The sequence below is a fragment of the Streptomyces sp. NPDC058295 genome (genome assembly GCF_042880655.1).
In the GTDB taxonomy this organism is placed as follows: Bacteria; Actinomycetota; Actinomycetes; order Streptomycetales; family Streptomycetaceae; genus Streptomyces; species Streptomyces coriariae.
In genome coordinates, this window is the sequence record NZ_JBHVYO010000048.1 from 1 (window position 1) to 14075 (window position 14075).

The window sequence follows — 14075 nt, forward strand, 5'->3', positions numbered from 1 at the left end:
GGGCCCACAGCGTGCGCTGTGGGCCCTCCGGCATGTTCACGCCCCGAGGGGCGCGGGGAACCGCGCGGCGAGCCACAGGGGGCTCGCAGGCCTCCTACGGCCCTCGTTCCCCGGCTCTCCCCGCGGAACTGATCGCTATTCGCGACGCAGAGACGGCTTGAGTTCCTTGAACCGGCCGAGCAGGCCGTTGACGAACGACGGCGACTCGTCCGTCGAGAACTCCTTCGCCAGCTGCACCATCTCGTCGAGAACGACCGCGTCCGGGGTCTCGTCGGCCCAGATCAGCTCGTAGGCGCCGAGACGCAGGATGTTGCGGTCGACGACCGGCATCCGGTCCAGCGTCCAGCCGACCGAGTACTGCGAGATCAGCTCGTCGATGCGACGCGCGTACCCGGCGTAGCCCTCGACCAGCTGCATCGTGTACTCGCTCACCGGCGGCTGCCGGGTGTCGGCCCGGGAGAGCCGGATCCAGTCCGCGAGGACTGTCAGGACGTCGACTCCGCGCTGGTCGCCCTCGAAGAGGATCTGGAAGGCGCGCTTGCGGGCCGTGTTGCGGGCAGCCACGGTTAGCTGTTCACCCGGCCGAGGTAGTCGCTGGTGCGGGTGTCGACCTTGATCTTCTCACCGGTGGTGATGAAGAGCGGGACGTTGATCTGGTGACCGGTCTCCAGGGTGGCGGGCTTGGTGCCACCGGTGGAGCGGTCGCCCTGAAGGCCCGGCTCGGTCTCCTGCACGACGAGCTCGACGGCGGCCGGCAGCTCTACGAAGAGCACCTCGCCCTCGTGCTGCGCCACGGTGGCCGTGAAGCCCTCGATCAGGAAGTTGGCGGCGTCGCCGACGGCCTTGCGGTCGACCATCAGCTGGTCGTAGGTCTCCATGTCCATGAAGACGAAGTACTCGCCGTCCATGTACGAGAACTGCATGTCGCGCTTGTCGACAGTGGCCGTCTCGACCTTGACGCCGGCGTTGAACGTCTTGTCGACGACCTTGCCGGAAAGCACGTTCTTCAGCTTGGTGCGCACGAAGGCCGGGCCCTTGCCGGGCTTGACGTGCTGGAACTCGACGACGGACCAGAGCTGGCCGCCTTCGAGCTTGAGCACCAGGCCGTTCTTGAGGTCGTTCGTGGAAGCCACGGTTGCGGAATCTCCTGGACTGACGTGGACGACCCCGGTGCACGCACCTGCCTAGAGGGCGAGCAGCTCCTTGGTCGTGATGGTGAGTAGCTCGGGTCCGCCGTCCGCCTCGGGGCGCACGACGAGCGTGTCATCGATCCGGACACCGCCCCGGCCCGGGAGGTGGACCCCCGGTTCGACGGTGACCGGCACGCAAGCGTCCAGTTTACCCATGGCCGCGGGAGACAACTGCGGGTCCTCCTCGATTTCGAGTCCGACACCGTGCCCGGTGAGCGCCGGAAGGCCCTCGGAGTGCCCCGCGGAGTCCAGGATCTGGCGGGCCGCGCGGTCCACGTCCCGGAAGGCGGCACCGGGTGCCAGAGCCTCTCGTCCGGCCCGCTGGGCAGCGAAGACGAGGTCGTACAGCTCGATCTGCCAGTCGGCCGGAGACGTGCCGATCACGAAGGTACGGCCGATCTCGCAGCGGTAGCCGCGGTAGCTCGCCCCCAGGCAGACGGAAAGGAAGTCACCCTCCTCGACCCGCCGGTCGGTGGGCCGGTGGCCGCGCCTGCCGGAGTTCGGGCCGGTGGCGACCGAGGTGGCGAAGGCGGGCCCGTCGGCACCGTGATCGACGAGGCGCCGCTCCAGTTCGAGGGCGAGATGCCGTTCCGTACGGCCCACCAGGATGGACTCCAGCAGCTCCCCCAGGGCCTGGTCGGCGATCTCGGCGCCGATCCGCAGACAGGAGATCTCCTCCTCGTCCTTCACCACCCGCAGCTGTTCGACCGCGGCACCCAGGTCGGCGAGGCGCAGCCCGGGCGCGACGGAACGCAGTTCGCGGTGGCGGGCCACCGTGAGGTGGTGCTCCTCCACCGCGAGGGAGTCGCCGCCCTCGCCCACGAGGAGGTCGGCGGCGGCGACCGCCGGATCGCCGCCGGGGCGGCGGAGGCAGTGGATCCGCAGGGCCTCGTCCGGCCGGCCCTCGCTCGGACGGTCGTCGGGCGGGTCCACGCAGACGAGAAGATCCTCACGTCTGCCCAACAGCAGCACGGCGCCGCGCGGGGCCGCACCCGCGAGGTATCTCACATTGGCGGGGCGGGAGATCAGCGCGGTGGCGCTGCCGCTCGCGTTGCAGCGTTCTCTCAGCCGGTTGCGGCGGGACGCGTAGACCTCTGACATGACACGAGCGTAGGAGGAGTGGCCGGATTGTGCCGGTTGGGAGGGCGTTCGGGGGAACGGTCCGGGTCGGGCCGGAGCGCTCGGGAGCGCTCTACCACTTCGGGGGGCTCGCGATCGCCCTCGCCAGCACGTCGTCCAGGACCCTCGCCGTCGTCGGGACGTCCAGTTGGGAGTTGTCGATGATGGGAAGGCCGGAGCCGTACCAGCCGGCCATGCGCCCGTGGATACGGGCCACCTCCTCGTCGGTGAGGCGGCGGTTGCCGGCGCGTTCGGCGTTGCGCTCCAGGACGACCTCCAGGCCGGGCAGGAGGACGACGGGCAGCAGCCCCGGGCCCACATGCCGTTTCCAGCCACCGAGGCCCACGGCCGGGCGGTCAGGGAAGATCGCGTCGTCCAGGATGCACGAGATGCCGTTGGCCAGGAAATTGCGGGCGGCGAAGCCGCAGGTGCGGCGGGCCAGGCGGTACTGGGCCTCGGAATGGTCGTTCCATCCCGACTGCGGGTCGGCGAAGCCCGAGCGGACCCATTCCCGTACGTCGTCGAGGCTGACGTGGGCCGTGGGCACGCGGCGGTGGTCGGCCCAGAACTTGGCGACGCTGGTCTTCCCGGCGCCCGCGGGGCCGATCAGCAGGACGGCCAGGGTGGTGGCCGTCGGGTCGGGGACGACGGCGGCGGGCGGCGCGCTGGGCATGGGGACGGGGCCGCCCGGCGGCAGCGGGACATGCCCGGTGGTGTCGGTGCCCTGCGGGACCGGGGCGTGCTGCGGGGCGGGCGGAGGCGGCACCGGCGGCTGGGGCGCGGGCGGGACCGGGCCCGAGGGGGCGCCGAGGTACCCCGGCTGCTGCTGGGGGGCGCCGCCCGGCTGGTGGGGCGGCGGCAGCGGAGAACCCACTGCGTGCTGCATCCGGTGCCACTCCGTCTCGTACAGGCAATGGGCGCTGGTTGTGAGGGGTGCGGACCCCCTGTTCGCTACTGAACGGTACCGCCCCCGGCCGTCCTTTGGTGAACGGCCGGGGGCGGTCCGAAGTGCCCGGTGTGGAAAGCGAATCGGGCGGAAGGGAAGCGGGCGGACCTACTCGCCCGTCCCGCGCTCCTACTCGCCCACCTCCCCGTACGCGGCCAGCAGGACGGCCGGGTCGGGACCCTCGAGGACGTTCGGCTTGGCGAGGCCGTCCAGGACGATGAACCGCAGCAGGTCGCCGCGGGACTTCTTGTCGACCTTCATGTTCTCCAGCAGCTTGGGCCACTGGTCGTAGCGGTAGTGCAGCGGCAGCCCCACCGATTCCAGGACCGTGCGGTGGCGGTCGGCCGTCGCGTCGTCCAGCCGGCCCGCCAGGCGGCCCAGTTCGGCGGCGAAGTGCATGCCCACGGACACGGCCGCGCCGTGCCGCCACTGGTAGCGCTCGTTCTTCTCGATGGCGTGCGCCAGGGTGTGACCGTAGTTGAGGATCTCCCGCAGGCCCGACTCCTTCAGGTCGGACGACACGACGTCCGCCTTGACCCGGATGGAGCGCTCGATGAGCTCGGCGGTGTGCGGGCCCGCCGGGGTGCGGGCGCCCTCGGGGTCGGACTCGACCAGGTCGAGGATCGCCGGGTCGGCGATGAAGCCGGCCTTGATGATCTCGGCGAGCCCGGAGACGTAGTCGTTGACCGGCAGCGAGTCCAGCGCGGCCAGGTCGCACAGCACACCGGCCGGCGGGTGGAAGGCGCCGACGAGGTTCTTGCCCTCGGCGGTGTTGATGCCGGTCTTGCCGCCGACGGCCGCGTCGACCATGGCCAGCACGGTCGTCGGGACGGCGACCCAGCGCACCCCGCGCAGCCAGGTCGCGGCGACGAACCCGGCCAGGTCGGTGGTGGAGCCCCCGCCGACGCCCACGACGACGTCGGTGCGGGTGAAGCCGGACTGACCGAGCGCCTTCCAGCAGTAGGCGGCGACCTCGGCGGTCTTGGCCTCCTCCGCGTTGGGCACCTGGATGGCGACGGCTTCGTAGCCCTGTCCGGCCAGGTCGGCGCGGAGGGCGTCGCCGGTGTCGGCGAGCGCCTCGGGGTGGATCACGGCGACCCGCTTCACCCGGTCGCCGATCAGCCCGCCGAGCTCGCCCAGCAGCTGACGGCCGACCAGGACCTCGTACGGCTCCGAGCCCGCGCTGCCGCCGACCCGGATCCGCGTTACGGACTCGCTGCTCATGCTTCCTTCAACTCCAAAGCGTCCAAGGCCACTTGACCGACCTCTTCGGGCGTACGGCCGTCCGTCGTCACGACCGCGGTGGCGACACCCTCGTAGAGATGACGACGGGCCTCCATCAGTTCGCGCCACTGCTTGCGCGGATTGACGGCGAGCAGCGGGCGCGCCGTGTTCAGGCCGGTGCGCTTGACGGCTTCCTCGACGTCCATGGCCAGGTAGACCACGCGCTGCCCGGCCAGCAGCGCGCGGGTGTCCGCGTCCAGGATCGAGCCGCCGCCGAGCGCCAGCACGCCGTCGTGCTCGGCGAGCGCGCGCCGCACGGCCCGCTTCTCGATCGCGCGGAAGCTCTCCTCGCCCTCGTCGACGAAGATCTCCGCGATGCTGCGGCCCGCCTCGGCGACGATGTCGTCGTCGGTGTCCCGGTAGCCGACACCGAGCCGCTCGGCCAGCAGTTGCCCGACGGTGGACTTGCCCACGCCCATCGGGCCGACGAGGACGACCAGTGGCCCGCTCATCGGATGTGCAGGCTGTCGAGGTACGAACGCACGTTGCGGCGGGTCTCGGTGACGCTGTCGCCGCCGAACTTCTCCGCCACCGCGTCCGCGAGCACCAGGGCGACCATCGCCTCGGCGACGATCCCGGCGGCCGGGACCGCGCACACGTCGGAGCGCTGGTGGTGCGCCTGGGTGGCCTCGCCGGTGGCGACGTCCACGGTCTTGAGCGCCCGCGGCACGGTCGCGATCGGCTTCATCGCCGCGCGCACGCGCAGCAGCTCGCCGGTGGTGAGTCCGCCCTCGGTGCCGCCCGAACGGCCGCTCGCGCGCCTGATGCCCTCGGGCGTGGTGATGATCTCGTCGTGCGCCTTCGAGCCCGGCACGCGCGCGAGGTCGAAGCCGTCGCCGACCTCGACACCCTTGATCGCCTGGATACCCATCAGGGCCGCGGCGAGGCGGGCGTCGAGCCGGCGGTCCCAGTGCACGTGCGAGCCCAGGCCGACCGGTACGTCGTACGCCAGCACCTCGACGACGCCGCCGAGGGTGTCGCCGTCCTTGTGGGCCTGGTCGATCTCCGCGACCATCGCCTTCGAGGCGTCCGCGTCCAGGCAGCGGACCGGGTCCGCGTCCAGCTTCTCGACGTCCGCGGGGGTCGGCAGGACGCCGTAGGGCGCCTTCGCGGCGGCCAGCTCGACGACGTGCGAGACGATCTCGATGCCGGCCGTCTCCTTCAGGTACGACCGGGCCACCGCGCCCAGCGCGACCCGGGCGGCCGTCTCCCGCGCGGAGGCGCGCTCCAGGATCGGCCGGGCCTCGTCGAAGCCGTACTTCTGCATCCCGGCGAGGTCGGCGTGGCCGGGGCGCGGGCGGGTGAGCGGGGCGTTGCGGGCGAGGCCCGCGAGGATCTCCGGGTCGACCGGGTCGGCCGACATGACCTGCTCCCACTTCGGCCACTCCGTGTTGCCCACCATGACGGCAACCGGGGAGCCCATGGTCAGGCCGTGCCGGACACCGCCGAGGAAGGTGACCTCGTCGCGCTCGAACTTCATGCGCGCACCGCGCCCATAGCCGAGCCGTCGCCGCGCGAGGTGGTCGGCGACCATCTCCGTGGTGATCGGCACGCCGGCGGGAAGGCCCTCCAGCGTCGCGACAAGTGCGGGTCCGTGGGACTCCCCCGCGGTCAGCCAACGCAGCCTGCTCAACGATGCTCCTCAGTGCTCGCGCTCTGCTAGCGCTCTGCGCACGCGCGTCCTTCGCGTACGTCGGTGGCGTGACCGGGTGCGCGGCCCTGGCCCGCCACCTCCGATCCTCCCACGTCCTGGCTCCGGAACCGGTCGAGGGTCCAGCCTGCGGACGGTGGAACATCCGGGGACGGGGTCACGGATGGTGCGGGTCCCGGCGCGCGGCGAGCGCGTGCTCGCCCGCCTTGCGCATGGCCTCCACCGGCGCCGGGACACGGCCGGTCATCTGCTCCACCTGGAGGACCGCCTGGTGCACCAGCAGGTCGAGGCCGCTGATGACGGCGCCGCCGAACATGGACCAGCGGGCGGCCAGCTCGGTCGGCCACGGGTCGTAGAGCACGTCGAACAGGGTGGCGGGGCGCTCCGGCACCGAGGCGGCGAGGGCGTCCGTGGCCCCGGCCGGGGTGGTCGCGACGACCAGGGGGAAGTGCAGCGCGTCGGCGGCGTCCGCCCAGTCGGCGATCCGGACCTCGACGTCGAGCCGCTCGCCCCACTGCCGCATCTCGGCGGCGCGGGCGGCGCTGCGGACGTAGGCGACGATCTCGCCGGTGCAGACCCGGGTCAGGGCGGCCAGGGCGGAGGACGCGGTGGCGCCGGCGCCGAGGATCGCGGCCGAGTCGGCCTGTTCGACACCACGCTCGCGCAGGGCGGCGACCATACCGGGGATGTCCGTGTTGTCGCCGAGCCGACGACCGTCCTCCGTGAACACGAGGGTGTTGACCGCCTCGACGGAGGCGGCCGTCTCGCTGATCTCGTCGAGCAGCGGGATGACCGCGCGCTTCAGCGGCATGGTCAGCGACAGACCGGCCCACTCGGTGCCGAGCCCGTCGACGAAGGCGGGCAGCGCCTCCTCGTCGACGTCGAAGCGGTCGTACGTCCAGCCGGTGAGTTCCAGTGCCTCGTACGCGGCGCGGTGCAGCACCGGGGAGAGGGAGTGGACGATCGGGCTGCCGAGTACCGCGGCCCGGCGGGCGTCAGTTGCCCGTGCTGGCATCGAACTTGTCCTTGAGTCTCTGGAATTCCGCGTAGGTCTTGGCGAATTCGGTGTTGCTCTCGCCGTCGGTCGCCACGAAGTAGATCCAGCCGTCCTTGGTCGGATTCATCGTGGCCTTCAGCGCGTCCTCACCGGGATTGCCGATCGGTCCCGGCGTCAGGCCCTTGTTGGTGTAGGTGTTGTACGGGTCCTTGTTGCTGTTGATCTCGGACTCGCTGATGTTGATCTTGCTCTCGCCCTTCAGGTAGTTGAAGGTCGAGTCGAACTGGAGCAACTGGTTGGTCTGGTCGTTCGTGGGCTTGAGCCGGTTGTAGACGACCTCCGCCATCTTGCGGTAGTCGTCGTGCGTCTTGCCCTCGGCCTGGACGAGGCTGGCGACCGTGATGACCTGCAACGGGCTTTCCAGCTTGAGCGTCTTGGCCTTGGCCTCGAGGTCGTACTCGCCGTACGCCTCGTTGGCGTGCGCGACCATCTCCTTCAGGACCGTCTCGGGCTTCATGCCCTTGGCCGCGCCGTACGTCCCCGGGAAGAGGAAGCCCTCCAACGGGTCCTTTATGTCCTCGTTGTCGTTCGCCCAGGCGGGCAGACCGAGCGTCTTGTACTTGCTCTCCGCCACTTTCCTGGTGGCACCGGAGGCGAGTCCGAGTTTCGTGTCGATGTTCTTGTAGACAGACACGTTCCGCTGACCCGGAGTGACCATCACATTGGCCTGGCTGGTCGGGTCGAGCATCATCTCCACGGCGCTCTTCGCGGACATCTCCTTCTTCAGGATGTACGCGCCCGCCTGGATGCCGCCCGCTTCGGGGTTGTTCGTGACCGCGGAGACGAACGCGTCCACACTCTTGACGACGCCGGCCTCCTTGAGCAGTCTGCCGATGGCGGCGCCGCCGGAGCCCTTGGGCACCTGGATGCTCACGGTCTGCTTCGTGCCCTCGCCCGTGTAGTCCGGAGCCGCGGCGTAACGATTCTGGTAGTAGTCGTAGCCGAAATATCCGACGCCCGCGACACCACCGCCGAACACCAGTACGACGACCAGACAGGCGCACCCGTTGCGGCTTTTCTTGCTCTTCGCGCCCTTGCCGCCCCGGCCCCGTCGGTCGCCGCGGCCCTCCGGCTCGCCGTCGTCCTCGTCGCCCTCGGCCCCGCCGCCCGCGAAGAAGGCGTGCTCACCCTGATCGGGCCCGGGGTCCCAGTCGGGCTTCCCCTCGGCGTCGGCTTCCGGCACCGGCTCCGGCTCGGGCTCGGCGCGGCGCCGGGCGGGCGGTTCCGGCGGCGGATACGCCTCGGGAGTGCCGTAGAGGTCGGGCTGTTCGGCGCCGTAGGCCGCGGCCTGCTGACCGTAGGGGTCACCGGGATCGGCGGCGTAGGGGACGTGGGCATGGGTGCCCGTGCCGTCCCAGCCGCCCTCCTGGTACCCCTCGTGGTAGGCCTGCGGGTTCTGGTGGGTGTACTGCTGGTCCTGAGCGCCGTACTGCTGCTGGTCGTAGCCCTGGTACTGCGGGTCGTACTGCTGCTGCCCGTACTGCTGTGCGTCGTACTGCTGTTGGTCGTACTGCTGCGCCTGTCCCTGGCCCCAGTCGCCGTACTCCTGCTGCTGCGGCTGCTGCGGGTAGTGGTGGTGCTGTGGCTGGCCGCCGTAGGCAGGCTGATGGCCCGTGGGGGCCTGCTGCCCTTCCCATCCGCCGTCCCCGTACAACGGGTCCTCCGGATGCCACGGTTCGGAGCCAGGGCCCCGGCCATACTCAGTCATCGATCCCCTAGAGCCGCGAGGCGGCGATCACGCGGCTTTCTCAGGCCCGTCACCGTTCCGTCTCTCTCTGTGCGGCAGCTGTTCGAACACCGCCGCATCGCGCGGAACGTTACCGTATCGCGATCAGATGACCACTTCGACGCCCTCGCCCGGTGCTTTACCTGACACCCGTTCGGATTCCAGGGCCTGCTGAAGGATGATCACAGCGGCTGCCTGGTCGATCACCGAGCGGCCCTTCTTCGCCTTCACCCCCGAGGCACGCAGTCCCTGACTGGCCGTCACGGTCGTCATCCTCTCGTCCACCAGACGTACGGATACGGGCGCGATTTTGTTCGCCAGCTCCTGTGCGAAGCCGCGGACCTTGACCGCTGCGGGGCCCTCGCCCCCCTTGAGGGAGCGAGGCAGACCCACGACGACCTCGATCGGCTCGTACTCCTCGACCAGTTGTCCGAGTCGGCGGTAGGCCGCGGGGACATCCCGGCCGGGGACCGTCTCCACCGGAGTGGCGAGGATCCCGTCGGGGTCGCACGAGGCGACCCCGATCCGGGCGTCCCCGACGTCGATCGCGAGTCGACGGCCCTTCCTCATCGGCTCGCTCACTTGGCCGTTTCCGCCACGAGCCGCTCGACGGCGTCGACGGCGTCGCCGACGGCGGCCGGGTTCTGGCCACCGCCCTGGGCGACGTCCGGCTTGCCGCCGCCGCCACCACCGAGGGTCTTGGCAGCCGTGCGGACCAGCTCGCCGGCCTTGAGACCACGCTCGCGGGCGGCCTCGTTGGTGGCGATGACCGTCAGCGGCTTGCCGTTGTTGACCGTGAACAGGGCGACCACGGCGGCCCGGCCGCCCTGGATGCGGCCGCGCACGTCGAGGACGAGCCTGCGCAGGTCGTCGGGGGTCGTGCCGTCCGGGACCTGACCGGTGACGAGGGCGACACCGCGGACGTCCTTGGCGGACTCCGCGAGACCGGCGGCGGCCTGCAGCACCTTCTCCGCGCGGAACTTCTCGATCTCCTTCTCGGCGTCCTTCAGCTTGCCGAGCATGGCGGAGACCTTCTCCGGGAGCTCCTCCGGACGGCCCTTGATCAGCTCCTGGAGCTGGGCGACGACCGTGTGCTCACGGGCCAGGAAGTTGTAGGCGTCGACACCGACGAGGGCCTCGATGCGGCGGACACCCGAGCCGATCGACGACTCGCCGAGCAGCTTCACCAGGCCCAGCTGGGAGGTGTTGTGCACATGGGTGCCACCGCACAGCTCCTTGGAGAAGTCGCCGATGGTCACCACCCGGACCCGCTCGCCGTACTTCTCGCCGAACTCGGCGATGGCGCCCTGCTTCTTGGCCTCGTCGATACCCATGACCTCGGCCTGGACGTCCAGGTCGCGGCCGAGGATCTCGTTGATCTTCTGCTCGACGTCGGTCATCACGGCCGTCGGGACGGCGGACGGGGAACCGAAGTCGAAGCGGAAGCGGCCGGGCTGGTTCTCGGAACCGGCCTGGGCGGCCGTCGGGCCGAGGGCGTCGCGCAGCGCCTGGTGCGTGAGGTGGGTGGCCGAGTGGGCGCGGGCGATGGCCGTGCGGCGGCGCCGGTCGATCGAGGCGTGGGCCTTGGCACCGAGCGTGACCTCGCCGACCTGGACGACGCCCTTGTGGACGTACACGCCGGGAACCGGCTTCTGGGTGTCGCGGATCTCGATGACGGCGCCGGTGTCCACCTTGATCCGGCCGGTGTCGCCGATCTGGCCGCCGCCCTCGGCGTAGAACGGGGTGCGGTCGAGGACGATCTCGACCTCGTCGCCCTCGGTGGCGGCCGGCGAGGAGGCGCCGTCGACGAGGATGCCGACGATCGTCGACTCGCCCTCGGTGTCGGAGTAGCCGATGAAGTCGGTCGCACCGGCCCGGTCGGCGATCTCGCGGTAGGCACCCACGCCGGCGTGCCCGGTCTTCTTGGCCTGGGCGTCGGCCTTGGCGCGTTCCCGCTGCTCCTTCATCAGGCGGCGGAAGCCGTCCTCGTCCACGGACAGCCCCTGCTCGGCGGCCATCTCGAGGGTGAGGTCGATCGGGAAGCCCCAGGTGTCATGGAGCAGGAAGGCCTTGTCGCCGGCCAGAACCGTGCCACCGGACTGCTTGGTGTCGGTGACGGCGGTGTCGAGGATGTTGGTGCCGGCCTTGAGGGTCTTGAGGAAGGCGTTCTCCTCGGCGAGGGCGACCTTCTCGATGCGCTCGCGGTCGGTGACCAGCTCCGGGTACTGCTGGCCCATCATCTCGATGACGGTGTCGATGAGGTCCTTGACGACCGGGCCGGTGGCGCCGAGGAGGCGCATGTTGCGGATGGCGCGGCGCATGATGCGGCGCAGGACGTAACCGCGGCCCTCGTTGCCGGGGGTGACGCCGTCGCCGATGAGCATCACGGAGGTGCGCATGTGGTCGGTGACCACGCGCAGCGAGACGTCCGACTCGTGGGCCTCGCCGTACTCGACGCCGGTCAGTTCGGTGGCCTTCTTGATGACGGCCATCGAGGTGTCGATCTCGTACATGTTCTGCACGCCCTGCAGAATCATGGCGAGGCGTTCCAGGCCGAGGCCCGTGTCGATGTTCTTGCTCGGCAGGTCGCCCAGGATCTCGAAGTTGTCCTTGCCGATGCCCTCGCCACGCTCGTACTGCATGAAGACGAGGTTCCAGATCTCCACGTACCGCTCGTCGTTGACGGCGGGGCCGCCCTCGACGCCGAACTCGGGGCCGCGGTCGTAGTTGATCTCGGAACAGGGGCCGCAGGGTCCGGGGACGCCCATGGACCAGTAGTTGTCCTTCATGCCGAGGCGCTGGATGCGCTCCTTGGGCACACCGACGACGTCGTGCCAGATGCGCTCGGCCTCGTCGTCGTCCTTGTACACCGTGATCCAGAGCTTCTCCGGCTCCAGGCCGTAACCGCCCTTGTCCTGGGGCGTGGTGAGCAGCTCCCAGGCGTACTTGATGGCGCCTTCCTTGAAGTAGTCGCCGAAGGAGAAGTTGCCGCACATCTGGAAGAAGGTGCCGTGGCGGGTGGTCTTGCCGACCTCTTCGATGTCGGGCGTGCGCACGCACTTCTGCACGCTGGTGGCGCGCGACCACGGCGGCTTGACCTCGCCGAGGAAGTACGGCTTGAAGGGGACCATGCCGGCGGGAACCAGGAGCAGAGTCGGGTCGTCCGCGATGAGCGACGCCGAAGGGACGACGGTGTGCCCGCGCTCCTCGTAGAAGCTCAGCCAGCGGCGGCGGATCTCGGCCGACTCCATCAGTGGTCCTCATTCCGGTTGTGCGAGTACGTCGTGTTCTCGATGTGCTCGGGGTACTGGGGGGTGCTGCGGTTGTGCTCGATGGCGTTGTACCGCCGGGGCGCGGGGAGTTCGGGGTCGTCGTGGATCCCCAGCGCCTCCCCCAGCTCGGCCTCCCGCTGGGCCATGTTGTCGCGGACGTCGAGCGCGAAGCCCACCGCGCGGTCCTTGAGGCGTGCTCCCGTCTCGAGCGCCTTGTTGGCCGCTGACGCGGCGAGGCTCTCGGGGGTCAGCTGCTTCAGCTTGCGATTGACCTTGGTGGTGGCCCAGACACCGGCGGCGACGCCCGTGGTGAACCAGAAGGTACGGCGGAACATCGCTGGTCTCAGTCCCTCTTTCCACGGGGCTTGCGCTTCTCCCGCCGGGAGACCGTTCGGCCCACGATCACGGTCCGCCGGGGCTCCCTGGCGGGCACGTCGTCCTTACGGCCGCCGAGGGCCCGGCGGACGCCGTAGCCGAAGGCGGCGACCTTCACCAGGGGGCCACCGAAGGTGGAGGCGACCGTGGTGGACAGCGCCGAGGCGTTCGACGTGACTTCCTGGACGTCGGTGGCGATCGCGTCGACCCGGTCGATCTGGGTCTGCGCGGAACGCACCGCCGCGGAGGCGTCGGCCAGCAGCGGCACGGCCTGCTCGGTCACATCGGCGACGAGTCTGGTGGTCGCCCTGAGCGTCTGGGCCAGCCTCGCCAGCGCGACGGCGAGGAAGGAGACCAGGATCGCCCAGAACACGGCCACCAGGATGCCGGCCACCTCTCCACCGGACACTGCGCACCCGCTCCCTGTCTGACGAACACCTATCTCTGGAGGCGAGCCTATCGCGCCGACGCCGGCGTTCCGTACCGGATTAGGCGTGCGAAAGCCCGCCGTCCCACCTGCCCCGAAGGGCAGGGAGACGACGGGCCTTGGCGCAGAAGTCCTACGACCGCCGCAGACCGATCCGGAAGGGGATCAGCGGGCGTAGTACTCGACGACGAGCTGCTCGTCGCAGATCACCGGGATCTCCTTGCGGTTCGGCTCACGGTCCAGGCGGAAGGCCAGGGCGCGGAGGTTCACCTGGAGGTAGCGCGGGGTCTCGCCGTCGGGGGCGAAGCCACCCTCGCGGGAGATCGAGAACAGCGTCTTCTCACGGCTGCGCTCGCGCACCATGACGACGTCGTCCGGCTTGACGCGGAAGGACGGCTTGTCGACCTTCTGGCCGTTGACCTCGATGTGGCCGTGGACGACCATCTGGCGGGCCTGGTAGATCGTGCGGGCGATGCCCGAACGCAGCACCAGCGCGTCGAGACGGCGCTCGAGCTCGATGATCAGGGCCTCACCGGTCTTGCCCTGGACCTTGGAGGCACGCTCGTAGGCGCGGACGAGCTGACGCTCGGACACGTCGTACTGCGCGCGCAGACGCTGCTTCTCGAGCAGACGGACCTTGTAGTCCGAGTTCTGCTTGCGGCCACGGCCGTGCTCACCCGGCGGGTAGGGGCGCGCCTCGAAGTACTTGACGGCCTTCGGGGTCAGCGCGATGCCGAGGGCACGCGACTTCTTGACCTTGGGACGGGGCTGGTTCGCCACGATCTCTCTCTTTCCAGAATTTCCGGCTCGTCAGGGTTAAGGGAGGTCGCATCCGCAGCCGGGGAAACCCGTCGGGTCCGCGTGGAACCTGTCGGGCAGCCGCTCCCCTGGTCTGGGCACATACATGCAGCACGCGAGTTGCCCACCGACCGGTCCCGGAATTCCGGGTGGTGATGGGCTGCCCGCGACACCGTTCGACGGTGCGCGACGCTCCTGGAGCGAGGTCCGAGGACCGGTGCTCCGGCCGA

The 14075-nt window shown here is 70.2% G+C and carries 14 protein-coding genes; all 14 read right to left on the reverse strand.

All coding sequences use genetic code 11. From position 1 onward, the window contains the following. Window positions 1-135: 135 nt before the first annotated feature. Window positions 136-564 (reverse strand): transcription antitermination factor NusB, encoded by a 429-nt coding sequence (gene nusB, locus ACFVYS_RS35425; RefSeq protein WP_020128857.1) that lies wholly within the window; start codon window positions 562-564, stop codon window positions 136-138. A gap of 2 nt (window positions 565-566) precedes the next feature. Beyond that, the gene (efp, locus tag ACFVYS_RS35430) at window positions 567-1133 is read right to left on the reverse strand and encodes an elongation factor P (RefSeq protein ID WP_020128856.1); all 567 of its coding nucleotides are present in this window, start codon (window positions 1131-1133) and stop codon (window positions 567-569) included. A gap of 51 nt (window positions 1134-1184) precedes the next feature. Beyond that, entirely contained in the window at window positions 1185-2291 is a 1107-nt protein-coding gene (locus ACFVYS_RS35435; protein ID WP_389508855.1) for an aminopeptidase P family protein, read from the reverse strand. Between the two features lie 91 nt (window positions 2292-2382). Further along, window positions 2383-3195, reverse strand: a complete 813-nt coding sequence (locus tag ACFVYS_RS35440; RefSeq protein WP_389508857.1) for a Pro-rich N-terminal domain-containing protein — start codon at window positions 3193-3195, stop codon at window positions 2383-2385. A gap of 189 nt (window positions 3196-3384) precedes the next feature. Continuing rightward, window positions 3385-4479, reverse strand: a complete 1095-nt coding sequence (gene aroB / locus ACFVYS_RS35445) for a 3-dehydroquinate synthase (protein WP_389508859.1) — start codon at window positions 4477-4479, stop codon at window positions 3385-3387. Continuing rightward, the gene (locus tag ACFVYS_RS35450; RefSeq protein WP_389508861.1) at window positions 4476-4991 is read right to left on the reverse strand and encodes a shikimate kinase; all 516 of its coding nucleotides are present in this window, start codon (window positions 4989-4991) and stop codon (window positions 4476-4478) included. The genes aroB and ACFVYS_RS35450 overlap by 4 nt, the downstream gene beginning before the upstream one ends. Continuing rightward, window positions 4988-6172, reverse strand: coding sequence for a chorismate synthase (gene aroC / locus ACFVYS_RS35455; protein WP_020128851.1), 1185 nt, complete (start codon window positions 6170-6172; stop codon window positions 4988-4990). The genes ACFVYS_RS35450 and aroC overlap by 4 nt, the downstream gene beginning before the upstream one ends. A 175-nt stretch (window positions 6173-6347) precedes the next feature. Beyond that, window positions 6348-7205 (reverse strand): shikimate dehydrogenase, encoded by an 858-nt coding sequence (locus ACFVYS_RS35460; RefSeq protein WP_389508863.1) that lies wholly within the window; start codon window positions 7203-7205, stop codon window positions 6348-6350. After that, entirely contained in the window at window positions 7186-8955 is a 1770-nt protein-coding gene (gene mltG, locus ACFVYS_RS35465) for an endolytic transglycosylase MltG (protein ID WP_389508865.1), read from the reverse strand. The genes ACFVYS_RS35460 and mltG overlap by 20 nt, the downstream gene beginning before the upstream one ends. 123 nt (window positions 8956-9078) lie before the next feature. Next, complete coding sequence (ruvX, locus tag ACFVYS_RS35470; RefSeq protein WP_314222133.1) at window positions 9079-9543, reverse strand: Holliday junction resolvase RuvX; 465 nt, start codon at window positions 9541-9543, stop codon at window positions 9079-9081. Between the two features lie 8 nt (window positions 9544-9551). After that, window positions 9552-12224: an alanine--tRNA ligase gene (gene alaS / locus ACFVYS_RS35475; protein WP_389508867.1), complete on the reverse strand. Its 2673-nt coding sequence runs from the start codon at window positions 12222-12224 to the stop codon at window positions 9552-9554. Further along, complete coding sequence (locus ACFVYS_RS35480) at window positions 12224-12580, reverse strand: hypothetical protein (RefSeq protein ID WP_389508869.1); 357 nt, start codon at window positions 12578-12580, stop codon at window positions 12224-12226. Before ACFVYS_RS35480 ends, alaS begins: the two co-directional genes overlap by 1 nt. An 8-nt stretch (window positions 12581-12588) precedes the next feature. Beyond that, the gene (locus ACFVYS_RS35485) at window positions 12589-13029 is read right to left on the reverse strand and encodes a DUF948 domain-containing protein (protein ID WP_062646681.1); all 441 of its coding nucleotides are present in this window, start codon (window positions 13027-13029) and stop codon (window positions 12589-12591) included. A 183-nt stretch (window positions 13030-13212) separates the two neighbouring features. Further along, window positions 13213-13827 carry a 30S ribosomal protein S4 gene (gene rpsD / locus ACFVYS_RS35490; protein ID WP_020128844.1) on the reverse strand — a complete coding sequence of 205 codons (615 nt, stop codon included), beginning with the start codon at window positions 13825-13827 and terminating at the stop codon, window positions 13213-13215. Window positions 13828-14075: the final 248 nt, after the last annotated feature.

Coding starts and splice junctions, on each gene's coding strand:
- ACFVYS_RS35460 (WP_389508863.1), bottom strand. CDS start 7,205: ATGCCAGCACGGGCAACTGACGCCCGCCGGGCCGCGGTACTCGGCAGC.
- ACFVYS_RS35435 (WP_389508855.1), bottom strand. CDS start 2,291: ATGTCAGAGGTCTACGCGTCCCGCCGCAACCGGCTGAGAGAACGCTGC.
- aroB (WP_389508859.1), bottom strand. CDS start 4,479: ATGAGCAGCGAGTCCGTAACGCGGATCCGGGTCGGCGGCAGCGCGGGC.
- mltG (WP_389508865.1), bottom strand. CDS start 8,955: ATGACTGAGTATGGCCGGGGCCCTGGCTCCGAACCGTGGCATCCGGAG.
- ACFVYS_RS35450 (WP_389508861.1), bottom strand. CDS start 4,991: ATGAGCGGGCCACTGGTCGTCCTCGTCGGCCCGATGGGCGTGGGCAAG.
- ACFVYS_RS35480 (WP_389508869.1), bottom strand. CDS start 12,580: ATGTTCCGCCGTACCTTCTGGTTCACCACGGGCGTCGCCGCCGGTGTC.
- alaS (WP_389508867.1), bottom strand. CDS start 12,224: ATGGAGTCGGCCGAGATCCGCCGCCGCTGGCTGAGCTTCTACGAGGAG.
- ruvX (WP_314222133.1), bottom strand. CDS start 9,543: ATGAGGAAGGGCCGTCGACTCGCGATCGACGTCGGGGACGCCCGGATC.
- ACFVYS_RS35440 (WP_389508857.1), bottom strand. CDS start 3,195: ATGCAGCACGCAGTGGGTTCTCCGCTGCCGCCGCCCCACCAGCCGGGC.